This is a genomic window from uncultured Litoreibacter sp., from assembly GCF_947487515.1.
Lineage (GTDB): Bacteria > Pseudomonadota > Alphaproteobacteria > Rhodobacterales > Rhodobacteraceae > Litoreibacter.
Genome location: NZ_CANKWO010000002.1, coordinates 336,400 through 359,372, shown reverse-complemented (window position 1 = coordinate 359,372; position 22,973 = coordinate 336,400). Strand labels below are relative to the sequence as shown.

Sequence of the window (22,973 nt, the reverse complement as noted above, 5' to 3'; positions counted from 1 at the left end):
GCGGGTTCAAATGGCAAATAGTGATGTATCGGATCACGGATGGCTGCTGGCCCCCGATCCCGACCGCGAAGACCTGACCCGCGCCGTCACCGGCACGGACCATGAGGGGCGCGAAACCCATATTCGCGTCGTTGAAGAGCGGCCATTAACCATCTACCTGAACTCTCGCGAAATCGTCACTGCCATGACAATTGGCGACTACCCCGAGTATCTGGCGTTGGGCTTTTTGCGCAATCAAGGCATGATTAGCGCGCAAGATCACGTCACCAGCATCGACTATGACGACGAGATCGCCACAGTAGTGGTGCGCACGGCTGTGGTGACCGATCATGAGGAAAAACTGTCGCGCAAAACCCGCACCTCGGGCTGCGCCGTGGGCACCGTGTTCGGCGATATGATGGAGGGGCTCGAAGGGCTGAGCTTGCCCGCCACCCAAGTGCGCACGTCTGACTTGTATGCTTTGGCGAAAGCGATCAACACCGTACCGTCCCTGTATCTGACCGCGGGGGCGATTCACGGCACTGTGCTGTGCCAAGGCGCGCGCCCGTTGGTCTATATGGAAGACGTCGGGCGCCACAACGCCGTCGACAAACTGTCCGGCTGGATGGCGCTGGAGGGAGCGTCCGCCGCCGACAAGCTGCTCTATACCACGGGGCGGTTGACCTCCGAGATGGTCATCAAAACCGCATTGATGGGTATTCCGGTGCTTGTGTCGCGCTCGGGCTTTACGGCGTGGGGCGTGGAGATCGCGCAGCAAGTGGGGCTGACGTTGATTGGCCGGATGCGCGGGCAACGTTTCATCTGCCTGTCCGGCAAGGAGCGCCTGATCTGGGATGCGGATGCCAAGAACGTGCCCGATGAGCCGAAGACATCCGGCCGAAAGGGGGGCGCATGAAACAGCCAGCAGGGGTTATCTTGGCGGGCGGCCTATCGCGACGCATGGGCGGCGGTGACAAGGGTTTGCTGACCTTGGGCGGGGAGACATTGCTGGCCCGCGTGATTGACCGGCTGGAGCCTCAGGTGGCGGACGTCGCATTGAACGCAAATGGTGACGTGTCGCGGTTTGAAGGATACGGCCTGCCCATCGTGGCCGATAGCGTCGCGGAATACCCAGGCCCTTTGGCAGGTGTTTTGGCGGGTATGGATTGGGCAGCTGCGCGCGGCCACAGCCACATCGTAACAGCAGCGGCAGACACGCCTTTCTTCCCGTGCGATCTGGTGCCTCGGCTGCTGCTGGCGGCGGATAAAGGGCCGATCGCCTTGGCTGCCACACCGGACCCCAAACGCGGTATGTCGCGTCATCCGACCTTCGGGCTTTGGCCGGTTGAGCTGCGCGAAGACCTCCGCGCAGCTTTGGCACGGGGCGTGCGAAAAGTCGTGGCATGGACCGACACACATGGCACCGCCACCGCAGAGTTTCCGGTCGCAGGGTTCGACCCGTTTTTCAATGTGAACACGCCAGAGGATATGGCGCGTGCGGAAGGTTTACTATGAAGGTTTTTGGCGTCACCGGCTGGAAGAACTCCGGAAAGACGGGGCTGATGGAACGGCTGGTGGCCGAGATTGTCGGGCTTGGGGTGACTGTGTCGACGCTGAAACATGCGCATCATTCCTTTGACGTGGATCATGAGGGCAAGGACAGCTACCGCCACCGCGAGGCAGGGGCATCACAGGTGATTTTGGCCTCGCGCAACCGCTGGGCGTTGATGTCGGAGCTGCGCGACGCGCCGGAACCCTCTCTGAGCAGCTTGTTGGAGAAACTGGACCCCGTGGATTTGGTGCTGATCGAAGGCTACAAGCGCGAGGGGCACGACAAGATCGAAGCGCATCGTGCGGCCACCGGACAGCCGCTTATCGCGCCACAGGACAACACGATTGTGGCCGTGGCCTCGGACAGCAGGATTGAGGCCTCTGTGCCGGTTTTGGACTTGGACGACACGACCGCCATCGCGGATTTCATCCTCGCGCGGGTGGGATTGTGAGGGGCAAATGACGCAACCGGATATGCCACGCCCCCCCAAACTGCGCGACGACTGCTTTGCCCTTCCGGCGGGGGTCGACTGGACACCGGTTGATGAGGCTCTGGCACTTTTGAACGCAGCGATCGACTGCGTGGTTGGGGTGGAGCAGGTCTCGCACGCAAATGTGGTCGGTCGCATTCTGGCACAACCCGTAACTGCGCGCAGATCCAACCCACCTGCACCAAACTCGGCTGTGGACGGCTATGGGTTTGCGCATGAGGCGACGGGAGAGGGCGATCAGCTGCTCCCGTTAACTGATGGCCGCGCGGCGGCGGGGGCAGCCTACGGTGGCTCGGTTCCCCAAGGTTCGGCGATCCGAATATTGACCGGCGCAATTTTGCCCGAGGGCGTGGACACGGTGGTGCTGGAAGAAGATTGCAATGTGACCGCGACCCATGTGGCGTTTCGAGGGCCACTGCGTCCGCGCGCCAACACCCGAAAGGCAGGGGAAGATGTAGTGAAAGGGGCGGAGGTCTTCGCAAAAGGCCACATGCTTCGAGCACAAGATGCGGGCCTGCTGGCGGCATTGGGGGTGGACGAGGTGCAGGTGTTCAAGCCCCTGCGGGTCGGCGTTTTATCCACCGGCGATGAGCTGGTGACCCCCGACATCGAAGCGCCTGCGGATCGCACCTATGACGCCAACCGGCCGATGCTGTTGCAGGTCGCCAAAGCGTGGGGCTGCGAAGCGGTGGACCTTGGCCATATCCGCGACGACCGCGACGCATTGGCGGCGGGGTTGGACGACGCAGCGCAGCGCTGCGACATTATTTTGACCTCTGGAGGGGCCTCGGCGGGGGACGAAGACCATGTATCGGCCCTATTGCGCGAGCAGGGAAACCTGCAGGCGTGGCGCATCGCTTTGAAACCTGGGCGCCCTTTGGCGCTGGCCATGTGGCAGGGCGTGCCGGTGCTGGGGCTTCCCGGGAACCCTGTGGCGGCGTTTGTCTGCGCCGTGATGTTTGCGCGACCGGCTTGTTTGAAGCTGGCCGGTGCAGCTTGGCAAGACCCGCAAGGCTTCTTGGTTCCCGCAGCCTTTGAGAAACGCAAAAAGCCGGGGCGTCGCGAGTATCTGCGGGCGCGCATGGGGCCGTCAGGGGTGGAAGTGTTCGCCTCGGAAGGGTCGGGCCGCATCTCTGGGCTCAGCTGGTCTGAGGGGTTGGTTGAGCTGCCAGACGGCGAGGCCGTGATCGCGCAAGGGGATCTTGTGCGCTACATTCCTTATCGAAGCTTTGGCTTGTAATGCAGATCGTTCATGGATTTCAGCCCTCTCAACGCACCCATGTTGCCCATCTGTTTTGGGGGGCCTTCTCGGGCAAGCTCGGCGCGATTCTTGGGCCAGAGGACCGCGGAATATCCTTCATTGAATCGGTGCTGCAGCCGCAATTCGCCATTTGCGCGCTTGAAGGGTCGCAGCTGCTTGGCGTCGCGGGCTACAAGACCCCGCAGGGCGGATTGGTCGGCGGAGACCTGTCTGACCTGACGCCGATTTATGGCCGGTTTGGCGGCTTGTGGAGGGGCCTCATGCTGGACCAGCTTGAGCGCGACCTGACCGACGGGCAACTGTTGATGGACGGCATTTTTGTGGATGAGGCCGCGCGGGGCAAAGGCGTTGGAACTGCGCTGCTGGACGCGGTTGTCTTGCATGCGCAATCGGGTGGCTTTGCGCAAGTGCGGCTGGATGTGATTGACAGTAACCCAAGGGCGCAGGCCCTATATGCGCGCCAAGGGTTCGAAGCTTGCGGTGAAGTCGATGCGTGGCCGCTGCACCGCGTGTTTGGGTTTCGCAAAGCCACGACAATGGTCCGGCATTTAGTTTGAATTGAAGGGAATTTCTGCCCGTTGCTTAACTTCCTCTCAACGCTGTTTGCGTATATGTCGCATTGGTTTTACCAAAAACCTAGAGGGAGTACCAATGATGTATCGGCAGTTCGGACGGGAAATCTTTTTGTCGTGTCTTCTATCTTTTATGGTGATGACAAACGCGGCCAATAGCCAAACAGCGCGGTATGATCTGGTGAACACGGGGGTGCTGAGCCATTCGGTCTATGGCCAAGGCGTCGAGATGTTGATCCAAACCACCCCGCAGGGCGCAGCGGGGGCGGCCGGCGGTATTGCCCCAAAAGCCTTGGCGCGCATTTGCAAAGAATACGCCCCGTCGGTGATTACCTCAGTCGCGCGGAAGCGGCGCTTAACCAAACCTGACTTTGTCGCAGTTCGAGTTGTCTGGGGGGAACAAGCCTCTGGCCGATATGCCTTGCAGGTCTATTCCATTGAGAACGGAACCTGTGGCCACGAGCTATAGGGCGCGATAGGCGGTATTGGCTAGTCGAAGGTGCCGGTCACGCGACCGAGGAGCATAAAGCAACGTGCAGTGCGGGTATCCGCCAGCTTGGTGATGTCCTGATCCGTTGCGGCATCCACGAAATCGGCGAAAACCTTATCGAATTCACGCAAGAAGTGGTGCACCGCATCGCGAAACACCGCATCAGACCGCATGCGGCCGGAGGCCAGCGCCAGAGACGAACGGTCATGCACCCCGCCAATGCCAGCAACAGAAGGCCCGCGCTCCCCATTGGCAAATGCCCGCCACAACTCTGGGCGCGACCGGTCTGGGGTTAGGTCATCCATGTAGATGCCGTCTTGGCTCAGCAAAGTCAGCACATCTTGGGATGATCGCACCAACTTGGCACTTTTGTGATCCGCCAAGGCCCGACGCAACTGGCGAAAGCCCTCGATGTCATTTTCATCCTCTGGGAAATCCAACGCCCCGATAAAGTCTTCGACCGATAGAGGTGGGCGCGATGTGACTTCTGGCGTGCCCAGAGCCAACACCGGCTGGCTGTCGGGGACCGCATCCGGCTTGGTCAATGCGGGGTGGGATGGGGTTTGCTCTGGTGTTGTGGGGCGCGATGTTGCGAATGTGGCCACAGTGTTTTGCGTTTGCTTGGTCGCTGACGCGATTTCATCAAGTTTGCGTTCCACCGCGGGTTTGACCCCCATGCCAGAGGTTTGCGCCTGTGACACATAGGCTTGGCGCATCCCGTCGATGGCCGACTGCAGGCGGCTGGCCTCTTCGCGCATGACGCGGGCGGTTTTCACCACGGTGGCCCCGATCCAGATCAACGCTATAGGCAGGAAAACCGCGAGCATCGCCACCACAAAGCTGCCGCGCGTGGTCTCTTGGGCAGGGGATAAGATCAAGAAATACACCGCCACAGAGATCAACCACAGAACGGACAATGCAATGGCGATGACATCCGCAGCCGCCATCCCACGCTCGGGGCGCGCGTAAACGCCCAAGTCCATGGGTTTGTCGGTGATGATCTCTGGCTCTTTGTCTGACATGGTGCTGTTGTCTCTGCCGTGGTTCTTAGACGTATTGGATTTCCAGAATTTCGTAGTCTTTGGTGCCGCCTGGGGTCTTCACCTCGACGCTGTCACCTTCTTCCTTGCCGATGAGCGCGCGGGCCAAAGGGGAGGCGATGTTGAGCAGCCCGTTGTGAATATCGGCCTCTTGCTCGCCGACGATCTGGAAAGTTTTCTCTTCCTCGGTGTCTTCGTCGATCATCTTGACCGTCGCGCCAAATTTGATGGCACCGGACAGGGTGGCGGGGTCAATGACCTGCGCAAGGCTGATCATGCCTTCCAATTCCTTGACGCGCCCCTCGATGAAGGATTGCTTTTCCTTGGCGGAATGGTACTCGGCATTTTCGGACAGGTCCCCATGTTCGCGGGCCTCGGCGATGGCTTGGATGATCGCGGGACGTTCCACGACCTTGAGGTTTTTCAGTTCGCTGTCGAGGGCCTTGAACCCCGTTGGGGTCATTGGGATCTTTTCCATAGTCTCACTTACCGTATCTGGTGGCGCGTTGGTCGCACCCTGTTATTCACTTCACCCGCACCGCTGTCCATTTGCAAGCAGTAGCTACAGCGGGGGATCGCTTATTTAGGCGGGTATTCCCCGTGCCTACCACTTTTTCTGTGCACCGACTTCGGCGCGGCCGGTGATGGTAACGCCGGTTTTTGTCGCGGCCTGAGGCTCCGGAGAGCTGGGTTCACCATCGATGCCACAAGCGCCCAGCAGGGCGGCGGTCGTCAGCGCAATCACGTGTTTCATGCTAGTTTTTCCTTCCAAAGAGCCGCCTGCGCCCGCACGTTGTCCGGTGACGTGCCCCCAAAGCTGGTGCGGCTGGCGACGGAATTATGAACGCCAAGAACGTCGAAGACATCCCGCGTGATCTTAGCATGAACGCCAGTCATGTCAGCAAGGCTGAGGTCGGGCAGGTCGCAGCCCTTATCTTCGGCAAGTTTCACCAAGGCACCGGTAACATGATGCGCGTCGCGGAATGGCATATCCAACGTGCGCACCAACCAATCGGCCAAATCGGTCGCGGTGGAGAAGCCAGAGGCCGCGGCCTTTTCCAGCTCTGGCTGATTTGCGGTCATATCTGCGACCATGCCAGTCATCGCCGCCAGCGCCAGCATCAGGCTGTCGGCCGCGTCGAAGGTCATTTCTTTGTCTTCCTGCATGTCTTTCGAATACGTCAGCGGCAGCCCTTTCATCACGATCATCAACGCGGTGTTGGCGCCATAGATGCGGCCAATCTTGGCGCGGATCAGTTCAGCGGCGTCAGGGTTTTTCTTTTGCGGCATGATCGACGAGCCGGTGGAGAAACGGTCCGAGATGGTCACAAAGCGGAATTGCGCTGAGGACCAGATCACCAGCTCCTCGGACAGGCGCGACAAATGCATGGCGCAGATCGAGGACGCTCCAAGGAAGTCGAGAACGAAGTCGCGGTCGGCCACGGCATCCAGCGAATTGGCCGCTGGGCGGTCAAAGCCCAACGCTTGCGCCGTCATGTCGCGGTCAATCGGGAAAGACGTACCGGCCAACGCGGCTGCCCCAAGGGGCGATTCGTTCATGCGCTTGCGGGCGTCCTCAAAACGAGACACATCGCGGCCCAGCATTTCAACATAGGCCAGCATGTGGTGACCCCATGTGACAGGTTGCGCGGTTTGCAAATGGGTAAAACCAGGCATGACCCAGCCCGCTCCGGCCTCGGCCTGCGCGACAAGCGCCTTTTGCAGGGCTTTGATGCTGACAATCGCGGCATCCACCTGATCGCGCACCCAGAGGCGAAAGCCCAAAGCCACTTGGTCATTGCGGGAACGGCCGGTGTGCAAACGACCCGCAGGTTCGCCGATCAATTCGCGCAGGCGTGCCTCCACATTCATGTGAATGTCTTCTAAAGCCACGGAAAACGGGAACTTTCCGGTCTCGATTTCTGACAAGACCGTGAGGAGGCCTTCCCTGATCGCCTCGGCATCGTTACCCGTAATGATGTCTTTGGCGCCCAACATGGCGGCATGGGCGCGGGAGCCCTCAATATCTTGCTGGGCGAAACGTTGGTCAAACCCGATGGAGGCATTGATTGCTTCCATGATGGCGTCTGGACCAGCGGCGAAGCGCCCGCCCCACATGGCGTTGGATTCGTCTTTTTTGTTGTCGGTCATGTGCTGGCCTTTTGGAGTAGTGAAATGCGGTTCTTAAAGCTCTTGGTGCTATACGCGGGCCTAGCCTTGGGTGCAAACCCTGCAGTTGCCGGAACGGATGCTTTGTTTGCGTTGGCGAAGGGTGATCTGGCGGGCTTACAGGTGCATGGAGAGCCACGTGCCCTTCCGGCGACCAAGTTTTTGGACGCTGGCGGCAACAAGGTGGGCCTGTCGGCCTACCGCGGAAAATATGTTTTGCTGAACTTTTGGGCGCTGTGGTGTGCGCCTTGCGTGAAGGAGATGCCGTCATTGGACCGTCTCGACGCAAAGCTTGGCGGGGCAAAATTTGAGGTCGTGACGATCACCACCGGACGCAACGCCCGCCCCGCGGTTGATCGCTTCTTTGATGAAAAGAAACTGGCCCATTTGCCAAAGCTCTTTGACCCCAAAATGACTTTGATCCGCGACATTGGTGGCCGCGGCTTGCCCTTTACAGTGTTGATTGATCCGCAGGGGCGCGAAGTGGCGCGAATGAACGGGGATGCCGAATGGGATAGCCCTGCGGCCTTGGCAATGCTGCGCGGCTGGATGGGCGACGGCTAATTGCAATCTGCGAGTGGTGGGTTGCCTATTTGAGTAGCTCGTTACCCTCCAGAGGCTGCGCGAAGCTTGTTTTCGGCATAACCTTGAACTTCGTGTCGGTGGGTTCAGCGCTCAGAATGCGATCGCACCGAAAAGTTCGCAAAGCACCGCGCAGGTGGTCGACGGCGAGCACATACCAGATCGGATAGTTCAGCAGAAGGTAATGCGGCTCAATCTCCCGCTTGGTGATTTTGCCGCTTTCGTCCCTGTAGCGAACGGCTACACTTGTCTGATCAAGAAACCCCTGATGCAGTTTCTGAACCGCCTTGCCACTGGAGGGCAGAACGTTTCCTTGAACGAATGTCGAAGCCGTCTCGCCGATCAGTATTCGTGATTTCAGCCGTTCAACCTTGTCACGTTTGTCCATTGAAAAAGAAGCAATGAGCTGCCTTCTGATTGACGCCAGATTAGCTAGAAAAATCGGTGATTTCATTTGCTCGGCAACGGAAATGCTGATCAGAAGGTCAACCGCTTCGGGGTAACTCAAGTTGAGACGACCGATGCCCCAATGACGGTCCAGCCGGACACCGCCACCGCGCCCCCGATCTGCATCGATAGGGAGACCCTGATCCCTCATCAGTTGCAGATCCCGCGCGATCGTGCGCTCGCTTACGCCATGGACCTCGGCCAGATCCTTGATGGTGCAGAAACCTTCCTGCTTGAGGTGAGCAGCCAAGAGTTCAAACCGTTTGAGCCGATCATGTGAATTCGCACGCGCCATCAAAGAAATAGGACACAAAATGTCATATTAGGCAATAGGTACCACCGTGACACAAAACCACCAAAGGAGATAAGATGTCACCCGTTACTGTTCTCGCACCGATCAAACTTGCTGAAGGCAAAACAGAGGCCGATCTGCTCGCCGCTTCGGCAGTTTTCCAAAACGAATTTGTCGCAAATGAAGAGGGCGTGCTCCGTCGTCAGCTTGTTCGCAAGCCTGATGGCACTTACCTCGATATCGTCCAGTTCCGCAGCCACGAGGACTATTTGGACGTGGTCAAAAAAGAGATGGAATCGCCCGCCTGCGCGATGTTCTTTTCGGTCATGGATCTCAGTGACTTCGACCCTGAGGCCGAGATGGATGTCTACGTTTCACTTGAAACACATTGAACTAGGATTTGCGGCCTCGCCACTGGGGCCGCAAGCCACCGGAAACAGGCCTTTGTTCTGTGGCCGCGAACAGCGACAAGTTTCGCGCAGAGCTGATGTTACCTCTGGGCCAAGAGTTTCGTCAGGGTGATGTGGGGCGAAGGGGCGCCTAGCCCTTCGCTTTGATCTTTTGCAAAAGCGGCATCAGCGATCCCATGTCGGGGCCGTGGTTCATTCCGGTCAGCGCCTTGCGCAGCGGCATGAACAATCCGCGGCCTTTGCGGCCGGTGGCCTCTTTGACAGCGGCGGTCCATTCAGACCAGCTGGTGTCCGTGAAAGGCGCGTCAGGCAGCATGGCCAGCGCGTCCACCACGAAATCCTTGTCCTCGTCATCGACCACAGGATCGGCACCGTTCACGCAAAGATCCCACCATCCTGCGATGTCCTTGCGGGTGGTGATGTTTTCACGGGCGACATTCCAAAAGGCGCTTTGCTTGTCGGAGGGCACTGACAACGCATCGAGGTCAGCTTTGACGTCCTCGGCGGCGAGTGCGCTGAGGTGGCGCGCGGTCAGCGGGTAGAGGTCTTGTTCGTCAAACTTGGTCGGGGCCGCGCCAAAGTGGCTGAGGTCGAAACCTTCGATCAGCTCATCCATGGACGCGCGCAGCTCAATCGGCTGGGACGAGCCGAGACGCGCCATATGTGACAGCAGGGCCAAAGGCTCCACGCCGGATTCGCGCAGATCACGCAAGGACAATGTGCCCAAGCGCTTCGACAGCGCCTCGCCCTGCGGGCCGGTCAGCAAGGAGTGATGCGCAAAGTTTGGCACATGGCCACCCAAGGCCTGAATGATCTGGATTTGGGTTGCCGTGTTGGTCACATGGTCAGAGCCGCGCACAACATTGGTGATGCCCATTTCGGTGTCATCCACCACGGAGGCCAAGGTGTAGAGGAATTGCCCGTCACCACGGATCAACACCGGATCGGACACGGATGCCGCGTCAATCGAAACATCGCCGACAATGCCATCGGCCCATTCAATGCGCTCTTGGTCCAGCTTGAAGCGCCACACCCCGTCGCCACGTTCAGCGCGCAGGGCGGCTTTCTCGTCGTCGGACAGATCAAGAGCCGCGCGGTCATAGACCGGAGGCTTGCCCATGTTCAGCAGCTTCTTGCGTTTCAGGTCCAATTCGGTCGGGGTCTCGAAGGCTTCATAAAAGCGGCCTTTGGAGCGCAGCTCATCGGCGGCAGCGACATAGCGGTCCAACCGAGAGGATTGGGTCTCCACGCGGTCCCACTCAATGCCCAGCCATTCCAGATCGACTTTGATCGCATCCGCATATTCCTGCGTGGACCGTGTCGGATCCGTATCGTCAAGGCGCAGGATAAACTGCCCCCCCGCCTTGCGCGCGATCAAGTAGTTGAACAAAGCGGTGCGCAAGTTGCCTACATGAATGTAGCCGGTCGGGGAGGGGGCAAAGCGTGTGACGGTCATGGATCGGTCCTTTTCGGGTTGCCGTTCGTGAACCACAATGGCCCGCCTTTGTCCATATCTGTGCTGTTCTCACTTGGTATTGATTGGATTTTAGGCGCGCAACCTTGTTTGATGCCGCCCAGATCATTCAGCACAGGAGAATTTTACCATGACATTCACCAGACGCGCCGCACTTTCGTTGGGGGCAAGCCTGCCGCTTGCCGCCGCCCTGCCGCGGGCCGCCGCCGCCAAAGCGGACATGAAGGGCATAGATATTGCCAAATCCCGCCGTGTGAAGCTTGGGGAGTTTGAAGTGACCACATTGCTGGCCGGAATGATGTCAGTGGAGGACCCGCAAAGCATTTTCGGGATGAACGTCGACAAAGAGACATTCGCGCAAACCTCGGATGCGGCCTTCCTGCCCGCCGACAAGGTGCAGTTTTTCTTTACCCCGACATTGATAAACACAGGGTCGGAATTGATCCTCTTTGACACCGGACAGAACGCCAAAGGCATCACGACAGCCGTGGAGGCCGCAGGATACACCACGGATCAAGTCGACAAAGTTGTCATCACCCATATGCACGGCGACCACATTGGCGGCTTGATGAGCGATGCAGGAGAGACCTTCAAAAATGCGTCTTATGTGACCGGCGCGATAGAGCACAATCACTGGGCCAAGGCCGACAACAAGGGTTTTGCGGGGAAAGTCGCACCTTTGTCGGAAAAGATGACAATGATCGACGACGGGGCCTCCGTGGCTTCGGGCATTACGTCAGTTGCCATGTATGGCCACACTCCGGGCCACATGGGATACATGATTGAAAGCAATGGCGCCCAGCTGGTGCTGATCGCGGATTTGGCCAATCACCCCGTGTGGTCGCTGGCCAAGCCCGATTGGGAGGTGCGGTTCGACATGGATAAGGCGCAGGCCGCCGCGTCTCGCCGCAAAGTGCTGGGCATGCTGGCGGCGGACCGCGTGCCGATGGTTGGCTACCACATGCCGTTCCCCGCGATGGGCTATGTTGCCAGCAAAGACGACGGCTTTGAGTATGTCCCGATGAGCTATCAGATGATGCTGTAATTCGGGACGGGGCGGTTTAGAGCCGCCCCGCATCCTCGAAGGTTTCCCAAGCGTAGCGCAGATATTCGCTGCGGAAACTATGCCCGCCCTCAAACATACAAAAGTTCAAAATGTCGCCGTCAGAATTGGCGCTGTTGCTACAAGACAGGCGTTTGGATGTCGGGGCGGTTTTGCTGGCTGAGACCTCTGCGAACGCGCCATAAGCGCGGTACATTTCCAGCGCGTCGGACACTTTGCCCTGATGGGTGCGCAAGATAGGACGCCCGTTCAGGGGCACCGTTGGATCATTGTCGCCGTGGATGTGGATGATGTTTGCGACCGGCCCGTTGCAGGCTGCGGGGGGCTTTAGCCAAAATGTGCCCGATATAGGCACGAAGCCGCGAAACAGGTCGGAACGCGCGCAGGCAAGGTTCCATGTCATCATCCCGCCTGCCGAAAACCCCGCCGCAACCAAACGGTCGGCATCTATACTGTGGCGCTGGGTGGCATCCGCGATGACGGCGTCGACATACTCAAACTCACCGGAACCGTCGCTGTCCATGTGACGTGGCGAGTTGGGCAAAACCCAATCGTCCCCTTTGGACTTTAGGGCGATAAACGCCAAACCCATGTCGGATATGACACGGCGCAGATTGCGATTGCGCATCAGCCCCGCAGCGGACCCGCGGTACCCGTGCGAAAACACGATTGCGCCAACTGGCGTGGCCCCGTCGTGACCTTCGGGCATCGCCACGCGGTATGTTCGATCGTCCAAGACGCAATCCGTATCGGGACCACAAGCAAGGGCAGGGGAGGAAAAGAGGACTGCAACAGCAGTCGCGAGTGATTTCAAATGTTTCATGCGGACTTGGTGCCAAACCGCAGATCAATCGACAAATCACAAGGCCGTGGGATCAAAACGGCAACGCGGGTTTCATCAACATGAGCCACAACACTCCGCAGATAGCAAGAAACGCCGGAACGCCACAACCGAACCAAATGCGGTACAACCTAAAGTAGCGTGGGCTAAGGGCGGTCGCGTTTCTGGCAGAGGTCGCAGCCTCGTTGCGCATCTGGATTTGCAGGTAGACCACGGGCAACCAAAACACCCCGATCACGACGTAAAGCACCAACGAGGCCAGCACCCAACCCTCAAGCAGCGACCACCCCAGCCCCCATGCCAATGCGGCGCCGGTGACGGGCTGCAAAACCGCGGCGGTGGCTGTGAATATTGTGTCGGCAATTACCACGATGGATGCCGTGTGCGCGATGCCGGCCGCAGAGCCAGTGCGATGCGCCATGACCATAAAGAAGGCAATGCCCGCGCCGGTTCCGATCAACACACATGCTCCCAGAACATGAAGGAACCGCAAAACGTCCAGCCAATCCACTAGCGGGTCTCCAATGTGATGCGTGCCACTAGGGCCAAGGCCATTGCAGGCAAAATCTTGACCAAAGGCCCAAGGGGGTCGCCCCAGAGATGTGGAGTGACCAAGCTGGAGGCCATCAGATAGATTGCGCTGACAGCGATCATCGCCCAACACGCCATGGCCGAATGTTTGCGAAACAGGATGGTCACCCCAAGCACCATGTTGACGATGGCCCAAAAGACCACGCTGGAGACAGCGAGCGGATAGGGCCAGCCGACGTCTTGCAGCACTCGGGCGGCGGGGGTGGCGTAAAACAAACCGATGAGCCCCGACACAAGCCAGAACAGCGACAAGGTGGCGACGAGCAGGGGCATAACCAGTGATATTCGCGCCGACATGCGGTCCTCGGCGCGGGCGGGCATGCAGGCGAGGGTGTCCTTGAGCGCCGCCACAGGCATCAGCCCCAGATTGGCCCATGGGGTCGGGTCACCCGTGACCCCGTCTTGAAGAACGGTCACCGCGTTGCGGCGCAACGGGGAGCGCCACCCAAGGTGGGATAAGCCATCCGCGGCGGCGATCAAAACCGCAAGGATCGGGCGCGGCATGTGAAGTTGTCGCGTGGCGCGGGGAAAGCCCAGCCAATGGCGCATCTGCGCTACAATTTCGCCGAGAGGACGGGGCATGGGCTCGACCAGATCCCCCTCAAACCCGCTGGGGACGTCTCCGGACACCGCATAAAGCACCGCAGAGGCTAGGTCATTGGTCGAGACGGTTTGGATCGGCGCATCCGCGAAGGCCAGCGGTTGGATCACAGGGACGGCGGCCAGCATCCGGAGCATCGCAGTGCCGCCATAGGCTGTTTCCGACAGCACCAATCCAGGTCGCAGAATTTGATACCGGCATCCTGAGGCCTTGATGGCCGCATCGCCACGGGACTTTGAGGATAAGAAGTTCGTGCGGGCCTCGGGTGTGGCCCCAACGGCGGAGATTTGGATCAACTGCGCGTCACGGGATGCGCAGGCCTTTGAGAGGGCCGCAACCGCGTGATGGTGCAGCGCTTCGAGATCGTCTTGGTGCCCGTTCTGCAACGCGCCCGTGCAGTTGATCACGACATCGATATCTTGCAGGTGGGCGCCCCATGAATTCGGGTCCAACAGGCCTGCCACATCCGCTATTTGCCAAGAGATGTTTGGAAGAACTTTGCGAGCAGCGACCGGATCGCGCCCCAATCCAGTCACCAGATGACCTGCGGCGGTCAGCCGTCGCGCAATTGCAGACCCGATGAGGCCATAAGCCCCAAGGATCAATATGCGTTTTGCGTCAGGATTCATCACGCCATCGATTGGCGATCGGGTAGCGCCGATCCAGCCAGAACGCGCGTTCAGTTAATCGAGCACCAGGGGCCGATTGAAAGCGTTTGTATTCCGAGATGTAGATCAGATGTTCGATCTTTTTGACCACCGCACGGTCATGACCTGCGGCAACAACCTCAGCAACAGATTGATCCTTGTCCACGAGACGCTCCAGAATGTCGTCGAGCACCTCATAGGGGGGCAAGCTGTCCTCGTCCTTTTGGTCGGGTCGCAATTCTGCCGAGGGCGGCTTGTCGATGATACGTTGGGGGATCACTTTGCCCTCAGGGCCCATCATCCAAGAGCGGTGATTGGCGTTGCGCCAACGGCAGGTCTCAAACACGCGCATTTTGTAGAGATCCTTGATCGGGTTATACCCCCCCGCCATATCGCCGTAGATCGTGGCGTAGCCCACTGCCACTTCGGATTTATTTCCTGTGGTCAGCAACATCTCGCCAAATTTGTTGGACAGGGCCATCAGCAGCACACCGCGCAAGCGGGACTGGATGTTTTCCTCGGTTAGGTCTTCTTTGGTATCGGCAAACAAAGGCGCCAGTGCTTCGGTCACGGCGGCGCGCGGCCCAGAAATCGGAACCGTATCAATGCGAGTGCCAAGCAGGCGCGCGGCCTCAGAGGCGTCCTCCAGTGAATGCTCTGAGGTATATTCTGAGGGCAGCATCACACAGCGCACATTTTCGGGGCCAAGGGCGTCAGCGGCGATGGTCGCGACCAAACCGCTGTCGATTCCACCGGACATGCCCAGCAACACTTGCTTGAAACCGGTTTTGCGCATGTAGTCGCGCAAGGCCTCCACCATGACGCGGTAGTCTTGTTCATAAACGTCGGGGAGAGGCGTCTTCTTCCCCTCGACTGCGGTCCAGCCGTCGCCATCGCGGGTGAAATCGACATGAGCGATGGCCTCGTCAAAGGCGGGCATCTGCAAGGCGAGCTTGCCACCACGGTTCAACACAAAGGAGCCGCCATCGAACACCTGATCGTCCTGACCGCCGACCATATTGAGGTATACCAGCGGCAGGTCATTTTCGATCACACGCGAAACCATGTGATTGAGGCGGATGTCCTGTTTGCCCCGATAATAGGGCGACCCATTCGGAACCAGCAGAATTTCGGCACCGGATTCGGTCAGCGTTTCAGACACGTCTTCGTGCCAAGCATCCTCGCAAATAGGGGAGCCAAGGCGCAAAGGGCCAATCGAATAAGGCCCGCCAAGCGGTCCGGGGGTGTAGAGGCGGCGCTCGTCAAACACTTGGGTGTTCGGGAGCTCATGCTTCAGCATGCGGGCTTTGACCCTACCACCTTCAAGGATCGAATAGGCGTTATACAAAGCGCCATCGATGAATATTGGATGACCTATTCCCAAGGCAGGACCGTCAGCACATTCCAGCGCCAGTTGATCCACCGCGGCTACAGCGCCTTCGGTAAAGGCGGGCTTTAACACCAAATCCTGAACCTGATATCCGGTTATGAACATCTCGGGCAGGGCAACCATTTGCGCATCGGCGTCTTTGCCCTGCTGCCACGCGTCACGCGCCTTGGCGGCATTGCCCGCGAAATCACCTACGGTGGGGTTCAGCTGCGCCAAAGTCAGGCGGAACGTGTCGTTCATGAGATATGTCCTTCGATCAACGCGCCAACATTTAGCAGACCGGCGCGTGAGGGAAAGAGGCAGCGCAAAAAGGGGCGCGCTTTGCTGCGGCCTTGCTTGTCACAGGTGGAGCGCTCCACTAGGCTCTCGCAAAATTACCCGTCGGAGTATCTACCTATGCGCCTGAGTGTTGTGTCCCTAATTTGCCTTGGCCTTGCCGTTGTCCCCGCGATTGCTCAGGAGTCCGGCACAAAGCAATATGAAGACGGCGGGGTCTATACCGGCAGCTTCAAGGAGGGAAAGCGCCACGGGCAAGGGGTTATCACGCTGCCCAACGGCTATGAGTACTCCGGCAATTGGGTGAATGGCGAAGCGAGCGGGCAAGGCACTGCCCGTTTCCCAGACGGGTCGCTATACGAAGGTCAGTTCGACGATGGCAAACCCAACGGGTTTGGCAAAGTGATCTTCGCTGACGGCGGCACCTATGAGGGCGACTGGGTCAACAGCAAGATTATTGGCCGCGGCATTGCGATCTTCACCAATGGCGCGCGGTATGAGGGCGAGTTCCTGAACGGGCATCATCACGGAGTGGGAACGCTGACCAACCCCAACGGGTTCCGGTATGAGGGGCAATGGGCTGGCGGCGTAAAAGAGGGGCGGGGCAAGATCACCTACCCTGACGGATCTACCTATGATGGCGAAATGGCCGCAGGCTTGCGTCACGGTCAAGGCAAGTTGGGGCTTCCGGACGGGCTGACCTACGAAGGGGGATGGGTTGCGGGCCAGATGGAGGGCGAAGGCGTTCGCGTTCAGGCCAACGGCGATACATACACGGGGTCGTTGAAGGCCGGCGCACGCGACGGGCAGGGCCGGATGGAATACGCAGATGGTACATTCTACGAGGGTGGGTTCAAAGCGGATCAACGCCACGGGCAAGGCACGCTCAAACGCGCAGATGGGTTCGAATACTCGGGCCAATGGGTCGACGGTCGGGTCGATGGGCAAGGGACGGTGACCTACCCCGACACATCCGTCTACGTTGGGCAGTTGCGCAATGAACTTGCCGACGGGAAGGGGAAAATGACCTACCAAGATGGCTCTACCTATGAGGGCGACTGGGTCAAAGGCGTCATTGAGGGCACCGGTATCACGACCTTCCCCAGCGGGCTGCGTTATGAGGGTGAGTTCCGCAATGCGCGCAACGAAGGGCAAGGAAAAATGACCTTTCCGGACGGCAAAACCTATGAAGGCCAGTGGCTGGCCGGACAAAAACACGGGCAAGGGAAGACCACTTTGGCCAATGGGGTGACCTATGAAGGCAGCTTCGTGGATGGTCGGCGCGAAGGCACTGGCACGCTGACTTCGCCTGCGGGCTTCAGCTATGTGGGCGCGTGGAAAGACGACCTGATGGAGGGCCAAGGTGCTGCGGTCTATGACAACGGCGACAGCTATGAAGGCACGTTCAAGGCGGGGAAGCGGTCTGGCAAAGGCGTGCTGAGCTATGCCAACGGCGACACCGCGAGCGGCATTTGGGAAGACGGGTTACTGGTACAGCCCGACGAGGAGCCCGCAGCGCAAAATTAGGCCGCGTGTTGCATCAATTGGCGCATCTTCGCAGGTATGAAGATGCGCACAGCCAAGCCGCCGAGATGGCCGGATTTTTCCAGCTGCAATTCCGCACCATAGGCCTGTAAAAGATCGATGGCGATGGCGAGCCCCAGACCGGTCCCCGGCTTGGAGCTGTCAAGGCGCCCCCCCGATTTCAACGCCTCGCGCTGACTGTCTTCGGGAATGCCGGGGCCATCATCTTCGATCAGTATTTCGACGCCTTGGTCCTTTGATTTTGCGGTCAGGGCGATCTCTGCTTCACACCACTTCAGGGCGTTATCCAGCAGGTTTCCGATGACCTCTTCGATGTCTTGTTGATCCATCCGAATGCTCAGTGCGGGTGCGCAGGTGGTTGTGATCGACTTGCCGTCGCGCTTGGCCATTGAGCTGAACAAACGCGTAAACCTGTCCACCGAGTTCGACAAATCGGTCCGGACATTTGCGGCGGCTCCGCTGTTGGCAGCGCGCATGCGGGCTAGGGAGCGCCCGAGTTGCGCGTCCACACGGTCCAATGCGTCCAAAGAGGCATCCATGTCGTGGCTTTGGGCCTCCAGCAGGGCAAGCTCGTTGCGCAAAATCGCGGTTGGGGTTTTCAACGCATGGGCCAGATCCGCTGCCTGACGACGGGCGCGGGCGATAATGTCGCGATTGCGCGCCAGCAAATCGTTGATGTCATCGACCAAAGGGGCAACCTCTTCGGGGTATTCAGCGGCGGTGAGATCCTCGTCCTGCTCCCACCGTTTGGCGACGTCCCGCCGCAGCTTGTCCAACGGGTGCAGGATCGCTGTGGTTTGGACGATGGCACCGGCAAGGCCCAGCAACCCCACAAGAACAAATGCGAGCAGCAAGGAGCGGCGGGTGCGCTGGCGCTCCAGCGTCAAGGCGGTCAAGCTTTCGGCGATGCTTACCCCCCATTTGCTGCCATCTTCCAAGGTAATGTTTTGGAAAATGCTGCGTACAGGTTCCCCTTCAGGGCCGTTGACCGAGCGCAGCGTCAGATTTGCGGCCTGCCCCGCGGGTTCGGGCAGCTCGGATCCAAACATGGAGTTCGATGTGAAAATTTGCCCGCTGGGGGAGGAAATCTGCCAATACCGGCCAGAGTATGGGGTGGCATAGGCCGGATCATACAGGCGTGCGGCCAAGGTTTCGGGCGCATCGCTGACGCTGTTGAGCGCCACAATCAACTGCGAGTGACGATCCGCAAGGGCACGGTCGAACCGATCCAATACGTTGTTTTCAACAGAGCTGAGAAGCACAAAGGCGCCCACCAGAATGGACGCCATAGCAGATAATGCGCCACCGATCATGGCCCTGCGGCGTAACGACAGCATCAGGCCGCATCCACCATGTAACCACGCCCGCGGATGGTTTGGATCAATTCCGGCCCCAGCTTTTTGCGCAACCGCGTGATGAACACCGCGATGGTATTGCTGTCGCGATCGCCGTCATATTCGTAGATATGTTCGCTGAGTTCCGTACGGGAAATCAGGCGTCCGGCGTTGTGGATCAGGTAAGACAGCACCGCGACCTCTTGGGAGGTGAGATCAACGGGTACCCCTCCCAAAGTGACTTTGGCGTTGCGCGTGTCAAAGGCAACATTGTCTTTTTCGAACAAGGGGTTTGTGCGTCCGGATTTGCGGCGCAACATGGCCCGCACACGGGCGGCAAGCTCTGGCATGTGGAAAGGTTTGGTCATGTAGTCATCGGCCCCGGCGTCCAGCCCGTCGACGCGGTCTGACCAGCCATCGCGGGCCGTAAGGATCAAGATCGGGGTCTCGATACCCTCGGCGCGCCATTCTTTTAGAATTGAAATGCCGTCGCGTGTCGGAAGGCCCAAATCAAGAATGATCATATCATAGGGTTCGGTCGAGCCGAGAAAACCTGCCTCTTCGCCGTCATGGGCCACGTCAACGACGCGCCCTTCGGCGGTGAGCAAGGTTTTAACCTGAGACGCGATTGTGACGTCATCTTCTGCAAGCAATATTCTCATGCGTGCAGATTTAGGCGGTGAATCGGGCGGGTTTATGGCTGAAGCGTGAAGATTTTGCTCTAGCCGCCGTCTGCTGCGCGGGTTTGGTGCGGGGGAAGGACGCCGACCCGTACCGGCCAACCGTTGGAGCGATTGGATCGGGACGGAATGTCGGGGCGTCTATTCACCCGTTTTGGCGAGGCTGCTGCTGCGATTTTACGACCAACATAGGACTTGGAGGGAACTTGGCGACCGGTCTGGGCGTCGATGATGACGCTGACGAGCTTGCCGTTGGTGTGCTTTAAAACAAAGCGGTAGTAGATACCATCGGCGGTGAAGGCGCGTGCTTCAACGACTTTGGCTTGGAGGGACTTGGCGACAGAGCCAAGCGTTGTCTTCATGCTGACGGTGGTACCAGAGTTTGCGATCTGGCGAAGCTCAGACTGCCCCATCTCCCGCGCAGAGGACGCGAAAGACGGGTTGGAGGGGCTGGTAGCACCGATGGCGACAAGGCCAAGAATGAGGACACTTTTGAACATAGGACGACTCATAGCAGCCCGAAGATGAATGCAGCGTGAACAGCGCCGAGGTTTCCATCTTTTTTGCAGATTTCCACGAAAAAGGCCGCCCAGAGGAGGCGGCCTTTTTGCTTGGAGGGATGGGCGTACCTTGGAGGGATACGTCATCTTTTGTGTTCAGGCCGCCATAAGGCGCAGAGGGTCCTGAACTGTGAGCGCCGCCAACACCTTATCAATCGGTGGGAAGCGCGAAGTTTTAACTGCGTGGAGATTCGCAGTCGTCGGGGCAACACCTGCGCGTTGAGCGTGCATCGCCTGGAGGGCTTCGATGCGACGGGTACGGGCTATCTCGGCAAATGATCCGGTCATGGCGTTCTCCTTTGTTGGTCTGAGTTGAACCGGCGTATCGAGACCGGCCTTCTTTCCATGCTCTTGGTTATGACGGATGGATGTTGAACCTAATGCGAACTTGGCGTTCATCTTCGGTTCATCAATTATTTCGATTTTAATTCAATCGCTTACGGAATTTTCGCGGGTGAATTACCCCGTGGTAAATGGGGCTATGGGCCTGAATGTGTACGAATCATTAACAAAAAATGGCCTCAATTGGCCCCGCCCTGCATTGGGCTGAAATTGCGGCTTTCCTTTTTGGTTGGGATTCGTATTATCGCCTCATGAGCATCAAAGCCGAAATTCTACTCCTTATTCTACGCTGAGCGTGCCCTACCGGCGCGTGCCGCTCAGCAGTGCCAGCGCCGGACATTCCCAAAAAACCGAATAGATAAGGAGTGACCCCATGAAAAAGGTCAATCTTGAACAAAAGCTAAGCCTGTTCTCATCCCATTGGGACCCGCATGTCGTGGCTGACTACAATGGCAACGACATTATGGTCGTCAAATTTCAGGGCGAGTTTCCCTTTCACAAGCATGACGACAGCGACGACTTCTTTTTGGTGCTGGAGGGGGAGGTGACCCTCGACCAAGACGGTGGCGAGAGCATTGTTTTGGGGCAGGGCGAGCTATGTGTCATCCCCAAAGGGGTGGTGCACCGCCCGCGCGCCGAAACGGAAGCCAAAGTCCTGCTGATCGAGCCGCAAGGCCTGCCCAACACGGGCGACGCCAGCACCGCTGCCGCTAAACCACGTATTTGAGAGACCGAGATCATGAGCAAGCAAGATAAAGTATTCATTTTCGACACCACATTGCGCGACGGTGAGCAATCCCCCGGCGCCACGATGAGCCACGACGAGAAGCTGGAAATCGCCGGTCTGCTGGACGAGATGGGCGTAGATATCATCGAGGCGGGGTTCCCGATTGCCTCGGAAGGTGATTTCGCCGCCGTTAAGGCGATCTCGGAGCAAGCGGCAACATCGGTGATTTGCGGCTTGGCGCGGGCCAACTTCAAAGACATCGACCGCTGCTGGGAGGCCGTTAAACACGCAAAACGCCCGCGGATACACACCTTCATTGGCACTTCGCCGCTGCACCGCGCCATTCCCAACCTGAACATGGACGAGATGGCGGAAAAGATTCACGAGACGGTAAGCCACGCGCGCAACCTGTGTGACAATGTCCAATGGTCACCAATGGACGCGACGCGCACTGAGGAAGACTACCTGTGCCGCGTGGTGGAGATTGCCATTCGGGCAGGGGCCACGACCATCAACATCCCCGACACCGTGGGGTACACCGCCCCGCGCGAAAGCGCCGCATTGATCCAAATGCTGCTGGACCGTGTGCCAGGCGCAGATGAGATTATTTTCGCAACCCATTGCCACAACGACCTTGGCATGGCGACGGCGAATTCCTTGGCTGCTGTGGAGGCGGGCGCGCGGCAGATCGAATGTACCATCAATGGCTTGGGTGAGCGCGCAGGCAACACCGCGTTGGAAGAGGTGGTGATGGCGCTGAAAGTGCGCAATGACATCATGCCGTTCCAAACCGGCATCGACAGCACCAAATTGATGAACATCTCGCGCCGCGTGGCGTCGGTGTCTGGCTTTGCCGTGCAGTTCAACAAGGCGATTGTGGGCAAAAACGCATTTGCCCATGAAAGCGGCATCCACCAAGACGGCATGCTCAAGAACGCAGAAACCTTCGAGATTATGCGCCCCGAGGACGTGGGTCTGAGCGAAACCAATCTGGTGATGGGCAAGCATTCGGGCCGCGCCGCGCTGCGCTCCAAGCTGTCCGAGTTGGGATTCGAGTTGGGGGACAACCAGCTGAAGGACGTCTTTGTGCGCTTCAAGGAATTGGCGGACCAAAAGAAGGAAGTCTATGATGACGACCTGATTGCCCTGATGCAAACCGGCGACGCGGATGCTGACACGATCAAGCTGACGGCGCTGAAGGTGTCTTGCGGCATGGGGTTGGAAAAAACTGCTGATATGACGTTGGAAATTGACGGGCAGGCCAGCTCCGTCACGGCTTCGGGTGACGGGCCGGTGGACGCGGCGTTTAATGCGGTGAAGTCGCTGTTTGCGCATAGCGCACGCCTGCAGGTGTACCAAGTGGCCGCTGTGACCGAAGGCACGGATGCGCAGGCAACGGTGACAGTGCGCTTGGAGGAAGACGGCAAGATCGCCACGGGGCAATCCGCCGATGTGGACACGGTTGTGGCGTCTGTGAAGGCCTATGTTGATGCGCTGAACCGGCTGGTGATGCGCCGTGAAAGATCCGGCGGCGACGTGGCCGAGGTCTCCTACAAAGATGTCAGCTAACTTGGCTTGACCTCAATGAGCGCCTGCGGCGCGCTTCAAGCTGGAGCGC

General features: G+C 58.8%; 26 protein-coding genes. 12 read left to right on the top strand and 14 right to left on the bottom strand.

Annotation, left to right across the window (positions count from 1 at the left end):
* The first annotated feature begins 10 nt into the window (after positions 1 to 10).
* The 6 genes from fdhD to Q0746_RS07315 all read left to right on the top strand — a co-directional run bounded on the left by fdhD (position 11) and on the right by Q0746_RS07315 (position 4,323).
* Complete coding sequence (gene fdhD / locus Q0746_RS07340) at positions 11 to 895, top strand: formate dehydrogenase accessory sulfurtransferase FdhD (protein WP_298258763.1); 885 nt, start codon at positions 11 to 13, stop codon at positions 893 to 895.
* Positions 892 to 1,494, top strand: coding sequence for a molybdenum cofactor guanylyltransferase MobA (gene mobA / locus Q0746_RS07335; RefSeq protein WP_298258761.1), 603 nt, complete (start codon positions 892 to 894; stop codon positions 1,492 to 1,494). The genes fdhD and mobA overlap by 4 nt, the downstream gene beginning before the upstream one ends.
* Positions 1,491 to 1,982, top strand: coding sequence for a molybdopterin-guanine dinucleotide biosynthesis protein B (gene mobB / locus Q0746_RS07330; RefSeq protein WP_298258759.1), 492 nt, complete (start codon positions 1,491 to 1,493; stop codon positions 1,980 to 1,982). Before mobA ends, mobB begins: the two co-directional genes overlap by 4 nt.
* 7 nt (positions 1,983 to 1,989) lie before the next feature.
* Entirely contained in the window at positions 1,990 to 3,261 is a 1,272-nt protein-coding gene (locus Q0746_RS07325) for a molybdopterin-binding protein (RefSeq protein ID WP_298258757.1), read from the top strand.
* Positions 3,261 to 3,839 (top strand): GNAT family N-acetyltransferase, encoded by a 579-nt coding sequence (locus Q0746_RS07320; RefSeq protein WP_298258755.1) that lies wholly within the window; start codon positions 3,261 to 3,263, stop codon positions 3,837 to 3,839. Before Q0746_RS07325 ends, Q0746_RS07320 begins: the two co-directional genes overlap by 1 nt.
* Positions 3,840 to 3,966: 127 nt before the next feature.
* Entirely contained in the window at positions 3,967 to 4,323 is a 357-nt protein-coding gene (locus Q0746_RS07315; protein WP_298258753.1) for a hypothetical protein, read from the top strand.
* Between the two features lie 20 nt (positions 4,324 to 4,343).
* Here Q0746_RS07315 and Q0746_RS07310 read toward each other — a convergent pair whose 3' ends face one another.
* The 4 genes from Q0746_RS07310 to argH form a co-directional block, all read right to left on the bottom strand.
* Positions 4,344 to 5,366 (bottom strand): hypothetical protein, encoded by a 1,023-nt coding sequence (locus Q0746_RS07310; protein WP_298258751.1) that lies wholly within the window; start codon positions 5,364 to 5,366, stop codon positions 4,344 to 4,346.
* Positions 5,367 to 5,391: 25 nt separating this feature from the next.
* Positions 5,392 to 5,862, bottom strand: a complete 471-nt coding sequence (gene greA / locus Q0746_RS07305) for a transcription elongation factor GreA (RefSeq protein WP_298258749.1) — start codon at positions 5,860 to 5,862, stop codon at positions 5,392 to 5,394.
* Between the two features lie 126 nt (positions 5,863 to 5,988).
* On the bottom strand, positions 5,989 to 6,138 hold the full coding sequence (locus Q0746_RS07300; protein WP_298258747.1) for an argininosuccinate lyase: 150 nt from the start codon (positions 6,136 to 6,138) through the stop codon (positions 5,989 to 5,991).
* Positions 6,135 to 7,535: an argininosuccinate lyase gene (gene argH / locus Q0746_RS07295; protein WP_298258746.1), complete on the bottom strand. Its 1,401-nt coding sequence runs from the start codon at positions 7,533 to 7,535 to the stop codon at positions 6,135 to 6,137. The genes Q0746_RS07300 and argH overlap by 4 nt, the downstream gene beginning before the upstream one ends.
* A gap of 24 nt (positions 7,536 to 7,559) precedes the next feature.
* On the opposite strand from argH, the gene Q0746_RS07290 reads away from it, so the two are divergent.
* On the top strand, positions 7,560 to 8,117 hold the full coding sequence (locus Q0746_RS07290; RefSeq protein WP_298258745.1) for a TlpA disulfide reductase family protein: 558 nt from the start codon (positions 7,560 to 7,562) through the stop codon (positions 8,115 to 8,117).
* Positions 8,118 to 8,142: 25 nt separating this feature from the next.
* Here the strand turns inward: Q0746_RS07290 and Q0746_RS07285 are convergent, their stop codons facing one another.
* Positions 8,143 to 8,877: a WYL domain-containing protein gene (locus Q0746_RS07285; protein ID WP_298258743.1), complete on the bottom strand. Its 735-nt coding sequence runs from the start codon at positions 8,875 to 8,877 to the stop codon at positions 8,143 to 8,145.
* 74 nt (positions 8,878 to 8,951) lie between these two features.
* Between Q0746_RS07285 and Q0746_RS07280 the strand changes: the two genes are divergently transcribed.
* Entirely contained in the window at positions 8,952 to 9,266 is a 315-nt protein-coding gene (locus Q0746_RS07280) for a hypothetical protein (RefSeq protein WP_298258741.1), read from the top strand.
* A gap of 148 nt (positions 9,267 to 9,414) precedes the next feature.
* Here the strand turns inward: Q0746_RS07280 and gltX are convergent, their stop codons facing one another.
* Entirely contained in the window at positions 9,415 to 10,740 is a 1,326-nt protein-coding gene (gene gltX, locus Q0746_RS07275) for a glutamate--tRNA ligase (protein WP_298258740.1), read from the bottom strand.
* A gap of 148 nt (positions 10,741 to 10,888) precedes the next feature.
* Here gltX and Q0746_RS07270 point away from each other — a divergent pair, with 148 nt between their 5' ends.
* Positions 10,889 to 11,803: an MBL fold metallo-hydrolase gene (locus Q0746_RS07270; RefSeq protein ID WP_298258738.1), complete on the top strand. Its 915-nt coding sequence runs from the start codon at positions 10,889 to 10,891 to the stop codon at positions 11,801 to 11,803.
* Between the two features lie 16 nt (positions 11,804 to 11,819).
* Here the strand turns inward: Q0746_RS07270 and Q0746_RS07265 are convergent, their stop codons facing one another.
* Genes Q0746_RS07265 through Q0746_RS07250 form a run of 4 tightly spaced genes read right to left on the bottom strand, consistent with a single transcriptional unit; the run spans position 11,820 to position 16,131 of the window.
* Positions 11,820 to 12,644 (bottom strand): prolyl oligopeptidase family serine peptidase, encoded by an 825-nt coding sequence (locus tag Q0746_RS07265; RefSeq protein ID WP_298258736.1) that lies wholly within the window; start codon positions 12,642 to 12,644, stop codon positions 11,820 to 11,822.
* Positions 12,645 to 12,696: 52 nt separating this feature from the next.
* A complete protein-coding gene (locus Q0746_RS07260) occupies positions 12,697 to 13,173 on the bottom strand; it encodes a DUF2269 domain-containing protein (RefSeq protein ID WP_298258734.1) in 477 nt (158 codons plus the stop codon).
* Entirely contained in the window at positions 13,173 to 14,483 is a 1,311-nt protein-coding gene (locus Q0746_RS07255) for an SDR family oxidoreductase (RefSeq protein WP_298258732.1), read from the bottom strand. The genes Q0746_RS07260 and Q0746_RS07255 overlap by 1 nt, the downstream gene beginning before the upstream one ends.
* Positions 14,473 to 16,131 (bottom strand): NAD+ synthase, encoded by a 1,659-nt coding sequence (locus Q0746_RS07250; protein WP_298258730.1) that lies wholly within the window; start codon positions 16,129 to 16,131, stop codon positions 14,473 to 14,475. Before Q0746_RS07250 ends, Q0746_RS07255 begins: the two co-directional genes overlap by 11 nt.
* Positions 16,132 to 16,287: 156 nt before the next feature.
* On the opposite strand from Q0746_RS07250, the gene Q0746_RS07245 reads away from it, so the two are divergent.
* A complete protein-coding gene (locus tag Q0746_RS07245; RefSeq protein ID WP_298258728.1) occupies positions 16,288 to 17,694 on the top strand; it encodes a 2-isopropylmalate synthase in 1,407 nt (468 codons plus the stop codon).
* On the opposite strand, the gene Q0746_RS07240 is transcribed toward Q0746_RS07245, so the two are convergent.
* From Q0746_RS07240 to Q0746_RS07225, 4 genes are all read right to left on the bottom strand, one after another.
* Positions 17,691 to 19,049: a HAMP domain-containing sensor histidine kinase gene (locus Q0746_RS07240; RefSeq protein ID WP_298258726.1), complete on the bottom strand. Its 1,359-nt coding sequence runs from the start codon at positions 19,047 to 19,049 to the stop codon at positions 17,691 to 17,693. The genes Q0746_RS07245 and Q0746_RS07240 overlap by 4 nt on opposite strands.
* On the bottom strand, positions 19,049 to 19,708 hold the full coding sequence (locus Q0746_RS07235) for a response regulator transcription factor (RefSeq protein WP_298258724.1): 660 nt from the start codon (positions 19,706 to 19,708) through the stop codon (positions 19,049 to 19,051). The genes Q0746_RS07240 and Q0746_RS07235 overlap by 1 nt, the downstream gene beginning before the upstream one ends.
* 59 nt (positions 19,709 to 19,767) lie before the next feature.
* Entirely contained in the window at positions 19,768 to 20,226 is a 459-nt protein-coding gene (locus Q0746_RS07230) for a hypothetical protein (protein ID WP_298258722.1), read from the bottom strand.
* Positions 20,227 to 20,382: 156 nt separating this feature from the next.
* On the bottom strand, positions 20,383 to 20,685 hold the full coding sequence (locus Q0746_RS07225) for a hypothetical protein (protein ID WP_298258720.1): 303 nt from the start codon (positions 20,683 to 20,685) through the stop codon (positions 20,383 to 20,385).
* 316 nt (positions 20,686 to 21,001) lie between these two features.
* On the opposite strand from Q0746_RS07225, the gene Q0746_RS07220 reads away from it, so the two are divergent.
* Positions 21,002 to 21,355: a cupin domain-containing protein gene (locus Q0746_RS07220; RefSeq protein WP_298258718.1), complete on the top strand. Its 354-nt coding sequence runs from the start codon at positions 21,002 to 21,004 to the stop codon at positions 21,353 to 21,355.
* A gap of 12 nt (positions 21,356 to 21,367) precedes the next feature.
* Positions 21,368 to 22,924: a 2-isopropylmalate synthase gene (locus Q0746_RS07215; RefSeq protein WP_298258715.1), complete on the top strand. Its 1,557-nt coding sequence runs from the start codon at positions 21,368 to 21,370 to the stop codon at positions 22,922 to 22,924.
* Positions 22,925 to 22,973: the final 49 nt, after the last annotated feature.